Here is a 13,695-nt window from a genome sequence, read left to right on the forward strand (position 1 = left end):
GATATACGGCGCTTATCGCATCTGCAAAGCCTGTCAGGCCGTCGACGGAGATAATGAAAATATCTTCGGTGCCGCGATTACGGATCTCGTTAAGGACACCGACCCAGTACTTGGCGCTCTCATTTCCGCCGACCCACAGGCCAAGGACTTCACGATGCCCGTCCAGTCTTGTCCCAATAGCAACATAAACGGCTTTCTTGACGGTTCGGCCGTCCTGCCTCACATTGAAATGCACGGCGTCCATAAAGACGACTGCATACTTTTTGGCCAGCGGCCGGTTCTGCCATTCTTTGGCAATCGGCAGAATTCGATCCGTCATTCGCGAAATCATTTCAGCAGAGGCATCCACACCGTAGATAGACTGCAGGTGAGCCGAGATATCCCGGGTCGTCATGCCTTTTGCATACATGGACAGGACCTGATCCTCTATATTTGAGATATCGGTCTGGTTCTTTTTGACTGACTGCGGTTCGAAGTCACCCTTGCGGTCTCTGGGGACGTCGATCGGGATATCTCCGGCCGAAGAGGTGACTGTTTTAGGGCTGTAGCCGTTGCGGCTGTCATCTGTATGCTTGTTCTTGTAGTCATATTTGCTGTAACCGAGATGGTCATCCATCTCGGCTTCCAGCATCTGCTGGATCGTATCTCCGAGAAGATCCCTCAGCATAGCCTGTACGTCCTGGGCGTCTTCCGGTTTGTAGTGGGAAAGGAGACTCTGAATAAGCGCTTTTCTTTCCGGTGTCAGTTTTCTCTGTCTTGCCATAAAAATATCCTCCTGGATTGAATTTATCTTAACACCAATCCAGGAGGCTTGCTTTCTTCTCTATGGAGTTTACACAGAATTTGTTATACTCTCTTTCCGAAACCGCTTAAGACGCAAGAAATATCGCTCTATCTCATTGCGTTGCTCCTTATCATACTCCCATGGATCTTTGCGGTTCGATTTTGGGGGAACAACCGGAGAATACCCCTTCTCCATCGCTTTGCTCCGCATATTCTCTCCCTCATAAGCTCTGTCCATCAGGATGTATTTTTGCTCTGGAACTCTTATGATCTTGTCAAGCAGAACTGTGCCTTCCGGCGAGTCATGGGCTTCTCCTCCGGATAGCACGAAGCCGACAGCCGATCTGTCAGTTGCGGTGACCATATGAATCTTCGTTGTGAGCCCGCCTCTCGATCTTCCAATGGACTGTTTTCCTCTTTTTTTAAAGCTCCCGTTCCGTCGGGATGAACCTTTACCGATGTGCTGTCCAGGCAGACCGCCTCGACCTTTATGCGAATAATGTTCTCCACTTGCAACACTTCAAACACGCGCTGTAAAACGCCATTTTTGCTCCACCTGTTCATGCGTACATAAATCGTATGCCAGTTCCCACAGGATTTCGGCAACGCCCTCCACTTGCAGCCGTTTTCCGTGACATACAGTATCGCATTGATCAGTTGGAGATTACTCATACTCACATTCCCGCGCTGACGGGGCAAGTATTTTTCGATACGATCATATTGTTCTTGAGTGATTTCCATATGCACATCATCGCATATCATTGGAATATTTGTCTATTAGTGTGAACACGCTCTAGTTTTCGTAGTGCCCTTTGCAGGAGATTATGTATTATCGTTCCGTCCTGTTCGTAGTAGACTATGCGGTTTGCTCCGTCTATGCGTCTGCTCCACAGACCCTCAGGCTGCCCTTGAGTGGTTCGGGTTTTCCCATGTCGGCATAGGGGCTTTTCTGGATGTCTTTTATAAGTGCGTTTATTTTTTTGAGCGTTTTGTTGTCCTGCCCCTGCCACCAGAGGTAGTCGTCCCATGCCCTGTCTTACCACAATAGGCGCATTAATCAGCCTCGATCAGTTCGTGCTCCGCAAAGCGCGCCTTGCCTGTTTTTATGTCGCGCATAATGTTTTCCAAATGGCGGATGTTGCCTGCCGCGTAAAATGGATCAGCGGAGAGCTCAAATGGGATGCGCTTTTCCCTGGCCACCGTCTTCAGGAAGATGTTTATCGCCGCAGACATGCTCAAACCGATGTCGTCAAGGGTTTTTTCCGCGTCGCGTTTGACTTCGTCGTCTACACGAAGGCTGATCTGTGCCATTGTTAATCCACTCCCTTTTTTGTTATTATAGCATACATACAGCATAACGCAATTATTATACTGTGTATTTGCTTTTTGAAGTTGACGGAAATGTGTATCTTCAGCAGGCGATTATAGCAAGGATTTGGAGGGCTTGGTTGCTAAATATTTACATTCATAGTATACTTCTTTTATTTGTAAATGTAATCGCCGTGGCAAATGAGAACTCGGCGATTGCACGGTGAAAAAACGGCGTATGCCAAAACGCGCGTCATCGGATGTGATTCGGCTGTTTCACGCGTATTTGCCGCGCATCGCGCATAATAAACACTCGGAGGTTTTTCGATGAATTACAAAACGCCAGCTGAAATAGCGGCCGCGGCGGTGAATGCGGCGGTAACGAAAACATCTCTTTCGATCACTCAGATGGTCGTTATGGGCTTTCTCGCGGGAGCGTATATCGCGATGGGAGGATACTTCATGACGGTCGTCACGCAGGATTCGGCTGCGGTCGTGGGAATCGGCATTTCAAAGTTGCTCGGAGGCGTCGTCTTCTCGCTGGGGCTGATGCTTGTGGTCTCCGCGGGCGGCGAGCTGTTCACCGGCAACTGCATCATGCCGATAGCGATACTCTCGGGCAGGGTGACGCTCGCCGGCGCGCTCCGCAACCTTATCGTCGTTTATTTTGCGAATCTCGTCGGCGGCTCCTTCTTCGCGCTGCTCCTCTACCTAAGCGGCTCGATATCGCCCGCCTGCGCGCAGAACGCTCTTGCGATAGCCGTCGCTAAGGTCAACATACCCGTCGCCGAGATGATATTCCGCGGCATTCTCTGCAACTGGTTCGTCGCTCTCGCGGTGTGGATGGCCTTCGGCGCTCTCGACATGACTGGCAAATATATCGTCTGCCTCGGCCCGATCTCGGCGTTCGTCGCGATGGGCTTTGAACACTGTGTAGCCAACATGTATTTCATAGCGATAGGGCTGCTGCTCAAGGGCCGTCCCGAAGTGCTGGCGCAGTGCCGGCTGCCGGCCGAAAAGCTCGCAAGGCTCACGCTCTCCGGCTACGCAGGCAACCTCATACCGGTGACGATAGGGAACATCATGGGCGCCGCGATTCTCGTCGGCGCGCTCTACTTCGTAGTATTCAAAAAGCAGCTGGCGGAAAAATAAAAAAATCCCGCGCTTAAGAAAAAAACAACGGGCGGCCGCGGCCGCCCGTTTCGTCGTATCCCATCGTTTAGCGTCAGTCTTTGAACACCGGCAGCCTTTCGAGGTAAGTCAGGTCCTCGCCCGAATAGCCGCCCTCTTCGAGCAGCACGGCCACCTTGCCTATGACTGTGCAGCCTGTCTTTTTGAGCACGGCTTCGAGCGACGCGAGTGAGCCGCCGGTCGACACGACGTCGTCGACGATGCAGACTTTTTTGCCTTTGAGCTTTTCGGCGTCGAATTCGTCGACGACGATTATCTGCTTTTCCGTCGTAGTTATCGACTTGACCTCGGCGACGATCGGCCTTTCCATGTAGCCCTTGACCGATTTGCGCGCGACGACGTAGTCGACGCCCAGGCGCACCGCGAGTGCGTGCGTAAGGGGGATGCCCTTGGCCTCGGGGCATACGAGTATCTCCGCCCCGCCGTCCTTTATTTTTTCGTAGAGGGCGTCGGCGCATCTTTCGATGAGCCTGGTGTCGCCGAGCATCACGAAGGACGCGATGCGCAGCGAAGGGGCTACGCGCACCTTTTTAAGCTCGCGCGTGAGCCCGGCCACGTGAAGAGTGTATGTCTCGTACATTTCCTTTTCCTCCTACAGCCCGAATATCAATTTGACCGCGAAGCCGGTGAGAAGCCCGTAGAAGGGATTCCAGCGCGCCGACGCGATGACCGTGATGCCTATCACCATTCCCCACGGAGAGAAGCCAAAGGGGCCCTGCGCCGCCGGCGCAAGAGCGATGGCGGCCTGGACGTTGGAGATGAAGGTCACGAATACGCCGAGCACGAAGAGGAAGCCGGCGATAGCCGAGCTGTGGACGTAGCGTCCCACGACCGGCAGCAGCTTGAGCAGCAGGATCGCGGCCATTATGAGCATCATCAAAACGGAGCTCGCGATAGGATGCGGAGCGGACGCCGTGCCGGAGATTATCGCCTCTACGGGGCCGCCGCCTAAGAACGAGGAGCCCATGTCGGCGAGCGAAGAGTAGATCGCGAGGTGGTCGATGTTGGCGTCAGCGTTGGCGATGCTGCCGGTTATTTTCCCGAAGCTGATGTTGGCTCCGATGTTGAGGCAGGAGAGCGCGAGGGCGCTGGCGAGCATCTTGTGGTTCCGCCATATCTTCCATTCGATGTTGCCGAAGGTGAACCTTTCGCGGCGCTCGTCGACTATCAGGTTCTGCGCTGCGACCTTGCCGGATTTTTTCAAAATGTTGTAGACGACGGTGGCGGCCGCGACCGAGATGATTATCGTCTTAGCGAGGTCGAAGGTCGCGAACCATGCCGCAAGGGCGACGACCATGGAGACGCCGCCGGAAAATTTTTCAGATTCCATCATATCTATCGAGACGAGCGCGAGCATGATGCCGACGCCGGCCATCATCGAGGTGACGATGACGGGCCCGATTATCTCGACTATTTTTTCGTTAAGGCCGAGTATCGACGGAACCAGCAGGAAGAGCGCGCCCCAGAAGACTATTGACAGGCGTTCGCGGACGTTTCTGCCGAGCTTTCCCGCCACCGCTATCGTTTCCGCCTGAAACGATATAGTCGCCACCGAGCTGAAGGCGAGGGAACCCGCCGCGCCTATCAGAAACGCTACCGCGGTCGGGAAGGCGGCGAAGCCCAGAGATAGCGCGAGGAGCCCCTGCGGCGCTCCGTTCAGCACGACGGCGAGCGCCGTCAGCAAGTCAGTTAAATACGCTTCCATTAAAAAGCCCCCTAAAGCTTTATGATAGTGATTTGTTACAAAACAGTTATAAATTCTACATTAACCACGCTGTTTTATCAACCACGCGGCTGAAATATATATATTTTTGCGGTATATGTTAACATTTTTGGAAATATGTGAACCATTTCCGGCGAAAATCCCGACGGCTTCGCGTCGGAGATGCGGAAATTAGAAATGCAGTATACGTATATGAGATATAATATGCTGTGGACGTGTCACTAACCGCCGCTGTGCCAGCGCGGCGGATATGGCAGGGGGAAAGTTTGATGCTTACTTTGAAGGAGTTCCTCCGCAGCGAGGTGAGGCCCGCCCTCGGCTGCACGGAGCCCGGTTCGGTCGCGTTGGCCGTCGCTCGGGCCTGCGCGGAGCTGACGGACAGGGACGAGATCGCGGCGGTGCGCGTGACCGTGAGCGCGAGCATTTACAAAAACGGTATGGCGGTGGGCGTCCCTGGGACAAAGGGGGGCCGCGGCAACGCGATAGCGGCGGCTATGGGCGCGATATGCGGGGAGCCGTCGCTGGGGCTTGAGGTCCTTGCGAAGAGCACGGCGGCCGACCTTGCAAAGGCGGAGGAGTGGGTGCGCGACGAGCGCGTGACGATTTACTGCGACCCCGACAGAAGCGGAGTATATATTCTCGCGTCGGTCTTCACGCCGGGGCACAAAGCGGTATGTCTGCTGGAAAACAGCCACACGCATATTTCCAGGGTGTACCTCGACAACGAGCTGCGCTACAAGGCTGATAAAAATAAGGCGTCGGCGGCCGGCTTCTTCGACGATTTCCCCGCGAAACTGAAGGACGCGCTGAAAATGGCGGAGGAAATAGACGAAGAGGACGTCGAATTCATTTGGGAAGGCATAGAGATGAACTACAAAGTCGCGAAAAGCGGCCTCGGCGCGGCGGACCCTTGCGCCGACCGCGGCTGCATGACGGGGACGACCTTCGGCGCAGCGCTGCGCGATTTCGGCGGGGCCCAGCTCTCTGCGGCCGCGGAGATACGAAGCCTTGCGTCGGCGGCTGCGGAGGCGAGGATGTCAGGCATAAGGCTCCCGGTAATGAGCAGCGCCGGCAGCGGCAACCACGGCATCACCGCGATACTGCCGGTAGCGGCGCTCGGCAGGCTCGAGGGGAAGGGCGAGTTCGAAACGGCGAAGGCCGTCGCGGTCAGCCACATCGCTACGAGCTTCGTCAAGCACAACCTGGGCAGGCTTTCGCCCCTCTGCGGCTGCGCAGTTGCGGCGGGAGCCGGGGCGGCGGCCGGCATGACCTATCTGCTCGGCGGGGATTTCCAGCAGATATGCACGGCGATGAGCCTGCTGCTTGCAAACATCGCCGGCATGTTCTGCGACGGAGCGAAGGAAAGCTGTGCGCTCAAGGTAGGCTCGGCAGCGGCGGAAGCGTATCACGCCGCGAAATGGGCCCTGCGCGGCCAGAAGCTCGCCGTTCCTCAGGGGATTTTCGGCGCGACGATAGAGGAGACCGTAACGAACGTCTCCCGCCTCTCGCTCGAAGGGATGAGGACGGCGGACCGCGTTATGATCGAGATCCTGGACAAGCGGCACAGGCCCGCCTCTGTGGCGTATTGAACGACAAAAACAAACGAAAAGGAAGGTATGTAAAACGGCAATGAAAAAGAAACTCAACGGTAAAACGGCAACGGCGCTGATCTGCGCGTTCGCGTTATCTGTCACTTCCGCGGCTATGGCCCTCGACCTCGGCGACATTCTGAAGAAGGGCGCGATCGGCATAGCGGGCGGCTGGCTCGTGACGGCCATCTCGCCTCAGATGAACGATTTCATCAACACGATAACCTTCAACAAAGGCGTCGCCTACGACGGCTACACGAAGGTCGTGCCGATCGTATCGATAGGCGACGGCACGCGCATCGGCGCTGCGCAGGTCGGGGCGACCACGCAGAGCGCGATCGACCGCACGAAGGCGGTCGCGCAGCTTGAGGGAGAGTTCAGCAGCCTGCGCGCCACGGCGCTCATCCCCATCGATTCGACGAACCCGATACAGCGTTTCCGCCGCGTCAAGGGCGTCGGCGTTACCGCGATAATAAACGTAAAATTGTAAGGTGATAATTTAACATGTCCGACTACCGTCCGCAGCTTTCAGATATACAAAAGGCGAAGCAGCGCATAAGCGGCGTGGTGGTAAACACGCCCCTTATGCTGAACATCCAGCTCTCCGAGCGCTACGGGGCCAACGTCTGGCTCAAGCGGGAAGATATGCAGATAGTACGTTCCTACAAGATACGCGGCGCGTACAATAAGATTTCGAGCTTGGCGCCGGAAGAGCTGGAGAGAGGAGTCGTCTGCGCCTCCGCCGGGAATCACGCCCAGGGCGTCGCCCTTACCTGCAACAAAATGGGAATCAAGGGCACGATATTCATGCCCAAGCCGACGCCGAAGCAAAAAATCAACCAGGTGAAGATGTTCGGCAAAGACGACATCGAGATAGCGCTCTGCGGCGACACCTACGACGACTGCTGCGCCGAGGCGCTTTCCTGCTGCGAGAAGAGCGGCGGCGCCTTCATACATCCCTTCGACGACCCGCAGATCATCGAAGGGCAGGCGACGCTGGGGCTCGACATATTGAACGAAGCTTTCGGGGATTTCCACTACATACTGCTGCCGATCGGCGGCGGCGGGCTCATGGCCGGCGTGGGGAGCGTATTTAAAAGCCTGAGCCCGGACACCTGCGTAGTGGGGGTCGAATCTTCCGGCGCTGCGTCGATGAAGGCGGCCTTCGACGCGGGGCATCCCGTCGATCTGGCTGAGATCGACACCTTTGCCGACGGCATCGCGGTGCGCCGCGCAGGCGACCTGACGTTCGGCATCTGCCGCAATGTGGTGGACCGTCTCGTACAGGTCCCCGAGGGACAGATCTGCACCACGATACTCGCGCTCTACAACGAAAGCGCGATAGTCGTGGAGCCAGCCGGAGCAGTGTCCGTGGCGGCGCTCGAATATCTTAAGGACGATATACGCGGTAAAAACGTCGTCTGTGTGATAAGCGGAAGCAATAACGACATCACGCGCATGGAGGAGATAAAAGAGCGCTCCCTGCTGCACGAGGGGCTGAAGCATTATTTCATACTGCGCTTCCCGCAGCGGGCCGGCGCGCTGCGCGAGTTCCTCGAAAAGGTGCTCGGCCCGAACGACGATATAACGCACTTCCAGTATTCTAAGAAAAATTCCCGCGAGCGCGGCCCGGCGGTCGTCGGCATAGAACTTCACCGCGCCGAGGATTTCGCGCCGCTCGTCGAAAGGATGAAGGAACAGAACATAGTCTACGAATACCTGAACGACAAGCCGGATCTCTTCCAGTTTTTGATTTAGCCTGGAAAATCTGATAGAGCGCTCTTGTGCGCCGCACAGCGCGGCGGTAACTTCTTTCGCCGCGCAAGCGGCGTTTTTTATTCTATTGCACAACAATTAAAATTTGCACAAAACGTCTTTCAGGCGTATAATTAGTTTTATCTTTTCAAATATTTCCTCAACGGGGGGATGACGGCAGCCATGACGTGATACGTTGCTATGACTCGTGTACCGAGTCCGTCAGCTTTCGCCGTCCCCCCGCGCTCCCTCTCCTGACAGGGGATTTTTGCTCTTCTTTTTTTCGTGCTGCGCGCGCAGGGCGGCGCTTTACACTGCTGCACACTTGGTTTGTACGCTGAAAATGTGATGCTGATTCGATACGGAACAACAGGAGGTAAAAATATCATGGACAAAATGCTTATGTCAAAAAACGGCCCCGCGATCGCCGGGGCCGTGCTCGGCGTCATTGGGGCGCTTCTCGTGAAATTCGGCAACCCGGGCAATATGGGCTTCTGCGTCGCCTGCTTCACGCGCGACATCGCAGGCGCCTTCGGCCTGCACCGCGCCTCCGTCGTGCAGTATCTGCGCCCGGAGATAGCGGGCTTCATCCTTGGCGCGTTCGCCTCCGCGCTCGCTTTCTCGGAATATAAGCCGCGCGGCGGTTCGTCCCCGATGATTCGCTTCGCGCTCGGCTTCTTCGCGATGACCGGCGCCCTCGTATTCCTCGGCTGCCCGTGGCGCGCCTACCTTCGCCTCGCCGGCGGCGACCTCAACGCGGTCGCCGGCATAGCGGGGCTCGTCTGCGGGATAGCCGTCGGGGTGTGGTTCCTCTATGGGGGCTTCAGCCTCGGAGCCTCGCGCCCGACGCCGAAAGCGGCCGGCTTCGTGATGCCGCTCTTCGCGGCCGCTATCTTGGCTTTCCTTTTTGCGAAGCCTCTGCTCGGCCCTGAAGGCACGGGGCCGATATTCTTCTCGGAAAAGGGCCCCGGCGCGGCGCACGCGCCGGCGCTCATCTCTCTTTTCGCCGGCCTCGTCGTCGGATGGCTGGCCCAGCGCACGCGCTTCTGCACGATCGGCGCCCTGCGCGATCTCATCATGGTAAGGGACACTCATCTCTTCAAGGGCATCGCGGCCTTCATGATTGCCGCCTTCGCGGCGAACCTCGCGCTCGGGCAGTTCAAGCCGGGGTTTGAGAATCAGCCCGTCGCCCACACGATGCAGCTTTGGAACTTCCTCGGAATGGCGCTTTCCGGCCTCGCCTTCACACTCGCCGGAGGCTGCCCCGGAAGAATGCTCATAATGTCGGGTGAAGGCGACTCCGACGCCGGCTCCTTCGTGCTCGGCATGCTCGTCGGCGCCGCGTTCGCCCACAACTTCTCGTTTGCAAGCTCCGGCGCCGGCATAGGCGCGCACGGAGCGGCGGCCTCGATAATCGGGATCGTTTTCTGCCTGATCGTCGGCTTCGCCTTCAAAAATAAAATGGCATAGGGGGCGCTGATCATGGAAAAAAAGAGTGTAGACGCGCGCGGGCTCTCCTGCCCGCAGCCGGTGATAGAGACGAAACGTGCGCTCGACAGGATGAGCTCCGGCACGGTCGAAATCCTCGTAGACACCGTGACGTCGCGCGAAAACGTGATTCGCTTCGCGTCGAACGCCGGCTGGAAGACATCGTGGAAGGAAACGGAAACTGGCTTCGCTGTGACGGCGGAAAAATAAGGGAAATTAAAAAAACAGCGCTCCGCGAAAGGGGCGCTGTTTTTTTATCGCTTCGCTTGAGGAAAATTTTTATCTCACTTCCGTTTCTCCGCGCAGCCTGCCGACGTCTGCGCCGTACTTCACGGCGAGTATCTCGGCCATCACGGAGACCGCTATTTCATTCGGCGTCTCGGCCTTTATCGGCAGCCCTATCGGCTTGAATATCCTGTCTATATGCTCGGCGCTCACGCCGCGTTCGAGCAGCGTCTTGCGCACCGTTGCTATCTTCGAGCGCGAGCCTATCATCCCGTAGTACGCGCCGGGCTGCTTATCGGTCGCCGCTACGGCCTCCGCGTCGAGCGTATGTCCGCGCGTCATGATGACGACGTAGCTGCGCTCGTGGAAGGAGACTCCGTTTTCGTATATCTTGTCTATCGGGCAGACGACGTTGCGCGCCCAGGGAATGTTTTCGTCGTTCGCGAACTCTTCGCGCTCGTCCCAAACGGTGACGCGGAAGCCTGTGAAGGCGCCGAGCTGAGAGACGGCCTTCCCGACGTGCCCCGCCCCGAAGACCACCAGCTCGTCGCAGCGCCCTATCACCTCCATATAGACATCGGCCTCTCCGCCGCAGGCCATGCCGTCCTTTTCGTTAAGGCTCTTGCGCCACATTTGGGAGATTTGCCCGCCCTTCATCATGCGCAGGGATTCCTGTATCGCCTGATGCTCCAGCAGGCCGCCGCCGATCGTCCCGGCGATAGTGCCGTCGGGGCGCACCCACATCGACGCGCCGCGGCTGCGCGGCGTCGAGCCGCTCTCGCTCGTCACCGTGCAGAGAACGCCGTAGCCTCCTGCCTGCACTTCTTCGTTTACCTTGCTCAAAAGTTCTGCGTCCATTCAGTCACTTCCTCATAAATATCAAGAAATTTTTATCGATCCGCGCGCCTCGGATTTGGGGCGGTTTAAGAGCCCGCCGCGAAAGCGCACGCCGGATAATGGCATACGCTGCAGTGCTCGCAGAGGCCGCCGACTCCCCAGCGACGCACGAGGTCGCCGGGCTCGACTCCGGCGAAAATGAACGGCAGCAGCTTGTCGAGCGCCGTGCGGTCGTCGAAGGCGACGCAGGCCGGCGCGCCTATCACTGCGACATCGCGGCCGTCCAGCGGCGATTTCGCCCAGCCGAGCATCAGCATCGCGCCCGGCAGCGCCGGCGTCCCCTGGAAGGGTATGCGATAGCAGCGGCTGCGGATCGCTCCCGGCGTTCTGTCGTCCGCGTCGACGCTCATGCCGCCGGTGCATATCACCGCGTCGGCCCCCTCTTCGAGGAAGGCGGCTATCGCTTCACTTATACGCTCAAGCGAATCCGTGCAGAATCTCTGACCGAACAGAGAGCCCCCGAGCCGCGCGAGCTTGTCGAGCAGCTTGGGACGGAAGGCGTCTTCGACCTTGTTGTCGACGATCTCCTTGCCTGTCGTGACGAGCCCGACCTTCAGCGGCCTGAACGGCAGAATCGCAAAAGGCCTGCTGCCGCGCACGGCGGCGACGGCGCGCTCGACGCGATAGTCCTCCATCACGAGCGGACGTATCCTGAAACCTGCGACGACCTGCCCTTCGAGCACCGGCCTGTGCGGCGCGAGGGCCGACAGCACCCAGTCGGGGTCCTGATTGACGCGGTTGACAGTCTCGGCGAGATACCAGAGCAGGCCGCTCTTCTCGGCGACGAGATTGCAACGTCCCTCGGAAGGCGCGGTAACGCGCAAATTTTCGCCGCAGAGCGCTTCGCCGAGCGCGCGCGCCGCGTCGTCCTCGTGGACGTCCCCCGGCGACATCTCCATTATCGAAAGATTTTCGCGCCCCATGCCGCGCAGAGTTTCGAGATCCGCCTCTGTGACTATCTGCCCTTTTTTGAAGCGCGCCGACTTTTTGTGATTCTTCGCGTCTATCTGCGTTAGGTCGTGCGCGAGAGGCAGCCCTACCGCTTTCTCAAGCGGGATTGTCGTTATCTTCACTTAACTTCCTCGCTTTCGTCGTCTGTCCGGGCGCCCTTAGCGGCGCACTCCGGGCACTGCCCGTAGACCACGAACTGCTTGCCCTCGACCTTCATGCCCTCCGGCACGTCGACGCGCGGCATCTTCTGCCCCGTCAGGCAGAACATCCTGCCGCAGGAAAGACATAAAAAATGCGGATGGTCGCCAGGGCAGCCTTCGGCGTCCTGCTCGTGCGCGCAGAAGCGCCACACTCCGTCGACCCCCTGCACCTGGTGGACGATGCCGGATTTCTTCAGCGTTTCCAGAGTGCGGTAGAGTGTAACGCGGTCGAGGTGGTCGTCGATCATCGAAAGAATTTCGCTGTGAGAGAGCGGCACGCCCCTTTTGAAGAGCAGTTCGAGTATGACCCTCCGCTGACGCGTCGTACGAAGCCCGGAGCCGCCCAAAATCTTCTCAACGTTGTTCAAGCAGATTCCCCCCAAATCTATATATGAGCCCTCACAGCTATTATATTTTTTAAATGGGAATAACGCAATTGCATTGCAAACAAAATTCTGTTACGCTCAGCAGTTATTCATTTATTATCCCGCTTATAACTCATTTTATTTTATCTTTTTGACCGCTTCAAAAAGAAGAGCCTTCCACAGCATATTTTCTTTTTCGAACGCGAAGCGCGTCCCGATGATAGTCAGAACGCCGAGAAGGTTGCTGCTTTCGTCGAGTATCGCGCAGGAGACGGAACCTGCGCCGGGGTCCATTTCTTCCGTGCTGCAGCAGTAGCCGGTCCTGCGAATCTCAAACAGGGAATCTGAAAGCTTTTCGGGGTCTGTGATGGTAAAGGGTGTGTATTTTTTCAGGCGCGAGGATAGTACGCCGGCGCGCACAGCCTCCGGCGCGTAAGCAAGAAGTACGCGCGAGCTGCTCCCAGCATGCAGCGGATAATCTTTGCCGACCCTCGCCGCGATGTATATCGAATTTTTCGGCATTACTTTCTGCACGCATATCGACTTCATACCTTCAAGGTAATTGAGCATCACGCACTGGCCGGAATCCTGCGACAGCTGCTTCATCACAGGCGTGACCTGACGCACGAGTTCTTCCTTGAGCCGTTCCTCTCTGGTAAAGGGCAGAAGCTTCATGCCGTAACTGTATGTCATTTTGTTCTTTGAAAACGTAAGCCAACCCCTTTCGGATAATTTTTCAAGCATCGGCTTTATCTGCTCCTCGGTCGTCTTGCAGCGTGCAGCAGCCTCTGTCAGAGTAAGCTCAAGCCTGTACCGGAAAAAGAGCTCGAACACGGATGACATATAATTAATTTTTGTAGGCAATGATTTATTCAAATCCTTTTCCCCTCGCTGATTTCTATCAATATATCATTATAACGTAGCTTTGTATTTCATGGAGATGTGTGTTTGATCGATATGAAAATCAGCAACCAAAGCTCAGTGTAATATCAGGTGCGCCACCGGCTGCCACGATAGCCCCGTCTGTTATTGTAAAGTAAAGCCCGCATACATCTCCCAGATCGTTGACATCGCCGATCTTAAACCCATTATAATGCCGGTAATTCTGGCAGCAATGCGGCAACGTGCTTCTCAATGTTAACTGTGATTTAACGATTTAAAAAATGGAGGAACAGCAGAAAATATGGCAGACTAGCATGCCTTGGATAATAGGCTCTGCT

At 56.8% G+C, this 13,695-nt stretch carries 14 protein-coding genes and 2 pseudogenes; 6 read left to right on the forward strand and 10 right to left on the reverse strand.

Annotation, left to right across the window (positions count from 1 at the left end):
• The 4 genes and pseudogenes from EH55_RS03370 to EH55_RS03380 form a co-directional block, all read right to left on the reverse strand.
• Positions 1 to 763: IS256 family transposase (locus EH55_RS03370; protein WP_037974773.1), on the reverse strand; the 763-nt coding region annotated here is incomplete at its 3' end.
• Positions 764 to 856: 93 nt separating this feature from the next.
• Positions 857 to 1,524: pseudogene (locus EH55_RS13765) on the reverse strand (IS5 family transposase); the annotation flags it as partial.
• 17 nt (positions 1,525 to 1,541) lie between these two features.
• A pseudogene (locus tag EH55_RS14835) lies at positions 1,542 to 1,759 on the reverse strand (Txe/YoeB family addiction module toxin).
• A gap of 77 nt (positions 1,760 to 1,836) precedes the next feature.
• Positions 1,837 to 2,094: a type II toxin-antitoxin system RelB/DinJ family antitoxin gene (locus EH55_RS03380; RefSeq protein ID WP_037974774.1), complete on the reverse strand. Its 258-nt coding sequence runs from the start codon at positions 2,092 to 2,094 to the stop codon at positions 1,837 to 1,839.
• A 324-nt stretch (positions 2,095 to 2,418) separates the two neighbouring features.
• Here EH55_RS03380 and EH55_RS03385 point away from each other — a divergent pair, with 324 nt between their 5' ends.
• On the forward strand, positions 2,419 to 3,243 hold the full coding sequence (locus EH55_RS03385; RefSeq protein WP_037974777.1) for a formate/nitrite transporter family protein: 825 nt from the start codon (positions 2,419 to 2,421) through the stop codon (positions 3,241 to 3,243).
• 73 nt (positions 3,244 to 3,316) lie between these two features.
• On the opposite strand, the gene EH55_RS03390 is transcribed toward EH55_RS03385, so the two are convergent.
• Together EH55_RS03390 and EH55_RS03395 are read right to left on the reverse strand one after the other, a co-directional pair.
• The gene (locus EH55_RS03390; protein WP_037974778.1) at positions 3,317 to 3,862 is read right to left on the reverse strand and encodes a phosphoribosyltransferase family protein; all 546 of its coding nucleotides are present in this window, start codon (positions 3,860 to 3,862) and stop codon (positions 3,317 to 3,319) included.
• Between the two features lie 12 nt (positions 3,863 to 3,874).
• Complete coding sequence (locus EH55_RS03395) at positions 3,875 to 4,987, reverse strand: guanine permease (RefSeq protein ID WP_037974780.1); 1,113 nt, start codon at positions 4,985 to 4,987, stop codon at positions 3,875 to 3,877.
• Between the two features lie 287 nt (positions 4,988 to 5,274).
• On the opposite strand from EH55_RS03395, the gene EH55_RS03400 reads away from it, so the two are divergent.
• The 5 genes from EH55_RS03400 to EH55_RS03420 all read left to right on the forward strand — a co-directional run bounded on the left by EH55_RS03400 (position 5,275) and on the right by EH55_RS03420 (position 10,047).
• Positions 5,275 to 6,594, forward strand: coding sequence for an L-cysteine desulfidase family protein (locus tag EH55_RS03400; protein ID WP_037974782.1), 1,320 nt, complete (start codon positions 5,275 to 5,277; stop codon positions 6,592 to 6,594).
• A 40-nt stretch (positions 6,595 to 6,634) separates the two neighbouring features.
• Positions 6,635 to 7,084 carry a hypothetical protein gene (locus EH55_RS03405; protein ID WP_037974786.1) on the forward strand — a complete coding sequence of 150 codons (450 nt, stop codon included), beginning with the start codon at positions 6,635 to 6,637 and terminating at the stop codon, positions 7,082 to 7,084.
• Positions 7,085 to 7,098: 14 nt separating this feature from the next.
• On the forward strand, positions 7,099 to 8,352 hold the full coding sequence (ilvA, locus tag EH55_RS03410; RefSeq protein ID WP_037974788.1) for a threonine ammonia-lyase IlvA: 1,254 nt from the start codon (positions 7,099 to 7,101) through the stop codon (positions 8,350 to 8,352).
• A gap of 384 nt (positions 8,353 to 8,736) precedes the next feature.
• The gene (yedE, locus tag EH55_RS03415) at positions 8,737 to 9,819 is read left to right on the forward strand and encodes a YedE family putative selenium transporter (RefSeq protein WP_037974789.1); all 1,083 of its coding nucleotides are present in this window, start codon (positions 8,737 to 8,739) and stop codon (positions 9,817 to 9,819) included.
• A 12-nt stretch (positions 9,820 to 9,831) separates the two neighbouring features.
• Positions 9,832 to 10,047 carry a sulfurtransferase TusA family protein gene (locus EH55_RS03420; RefSeq protein ID WP_037974790.1) on the forward strand — a complete coding sequence of 72 codons (216 nt, stop codon included), beginning with the start codon at positions 9,832 to 9,834 and terminating at the stop codon, positions 10,045 to 10,047.
• Between the two features lie 69 nt (positions 10,048 to 10,116).
• Here the strand turns inward: EH55_RS03420 and EH55_RS03425 are convergent, their stop codons facing one another.
• The 4 genes from EH55_RS03425 to EH55_RS03440 all read right to left on the reverse strand — a co-directional run bounded on the left by EH55_RS03425 (position 10,117) and on the right by EH55_RS03440 (position 13,351).
• Positions 10,117 to 10,920: an XdhC family protein gene (locus tag EH55_RS03425; RefSeq protein ID WP_037974791.1), complete on the reverse strand. Its 804-nt coding sequence runs from the start codon at positions 10,918 to 10,920 to the stop codon at positions 10,117 to 10,119.
• Between the two features lie 65 nt (positions 10,921 to 10,985).
• Positions 10,986 to 12,032 carry a molybdopterin-binding protein gene (locus EH55_RS03430; protein ID WP_037974793.1) on the reverse strand — a complete coding sequence of 349 codons (1,047 nt, stop codon included), beginning with the start codon at positions 12,030 to 12,032 and terminating at the stop codon, positions 10,986 to 10,988.
• Positions 12,029 to 12,478: a Fur family transcriptional regulator gene (locus EH55_RS03435; RefSeq protein WP_037974795.1), complete on the reverse strand. Its 450-nt coding sequence runs from the start codon at positions 12,476 to 12,478 to the stop codon at positions 12,029 to 12,031. Before EH55_RS03435 ends, EH55_RS03430 begins: the two co-directional genes overlap by 4 nt.
• Positions 12,479 to 12,613: 135 nt before the next feature.
• Positions 12,614 to 13,351, reverse strand: a complete 738-nt coding sequence (locus tag EH55_RS03440) for an IclR family transcriptional regulator (RefSeq protein WP_037974797.1) — start codon at positions 13,349 to 13,351, stop codon at positions 12,614 to 12,616.
• Positions 13,352 to 13,695 lie beyond the last annotated feature (344 nt).

The organism is Synergistes jonesii, assembly GCF_000712295.1.
Taxonomy (GTDB): Bacteria; Synergistota; Synergistia; order Synergistales; family Synergistaceae; genus Synergistes; species Synergistes jonesii.

Bases quoted from the DNA above. Each gene is read 5' to 3' on its own strand.
- EH55_RS03380 (WP_037974774.1), bottom strand. From the start codon at position 2,094: ATGGCACAGATCAGCCTTCGTGTAGACGACGAAGTCAAACGCGACGCG.
- EH55_RS03385 (WP_037974777.1), top strand. From the start codon at position 2,419: ATGAATTACAAAACGCCAGCTGAAATAGCGGCCGCGGCGGTGAATGCG.
- EH55_RS03390 (WP_037974778.1), bottom strand. From the start codon at position 3,862: ATGTACGAGACATACACTCTTCACGTGGCCGGGCTCACGCGCGAGCTT.
- EH55_RS03395 (WP_037974780.1), bottom strand. From the start codon at position 4,987: ATGGAAGCGTATTTAACTGACTTGCTGACGGCGCTCGCCGTCGTGCTG.
- EH55_RS03400 (WP_037974782.1), top strand. From the start codon at position 5,275: ATGCTTACTTTGAAGGAGTTCCTCCGCAGCGAGGTGAGGCCCGCCCTC.
- EH55_RS03405 (WP_037974786.1), top strand. From the start codon at position 6,635: ATGAAAAAGAAACTCAACGGTAAAACGGCAACGGCGCTGATCTGCGCG.
- ilvA (WP_037974788.1), top strand. From the start codon at position 7,099: ATGTCCGACTACCGTCCGCAGCTTTCAGATATACAAAAGGCGAAGCAG.
- yedE (WP_037974789.1), top strand. From the start codon at position 8,737: ATGGACAAAATGCTTATGTCAAAAAACGGCCCCGCGATCGCCGGGGCC.
- EH55_RS03420 (WP_037974790.1), top strand. From the start codon at position 9,832: ATGGAAAAAAAGAGTGTAGACGCGCGCGGGCTCTCCTGCCCGCAGCCG.
- EH55_RS03425 (WP_037974791.1), bottom strand. From the start codon at position 10,920: ATGGACGCAGAACTTTTGAGCAAGGTAAACGAAGAAGTGCAGGCAGGA.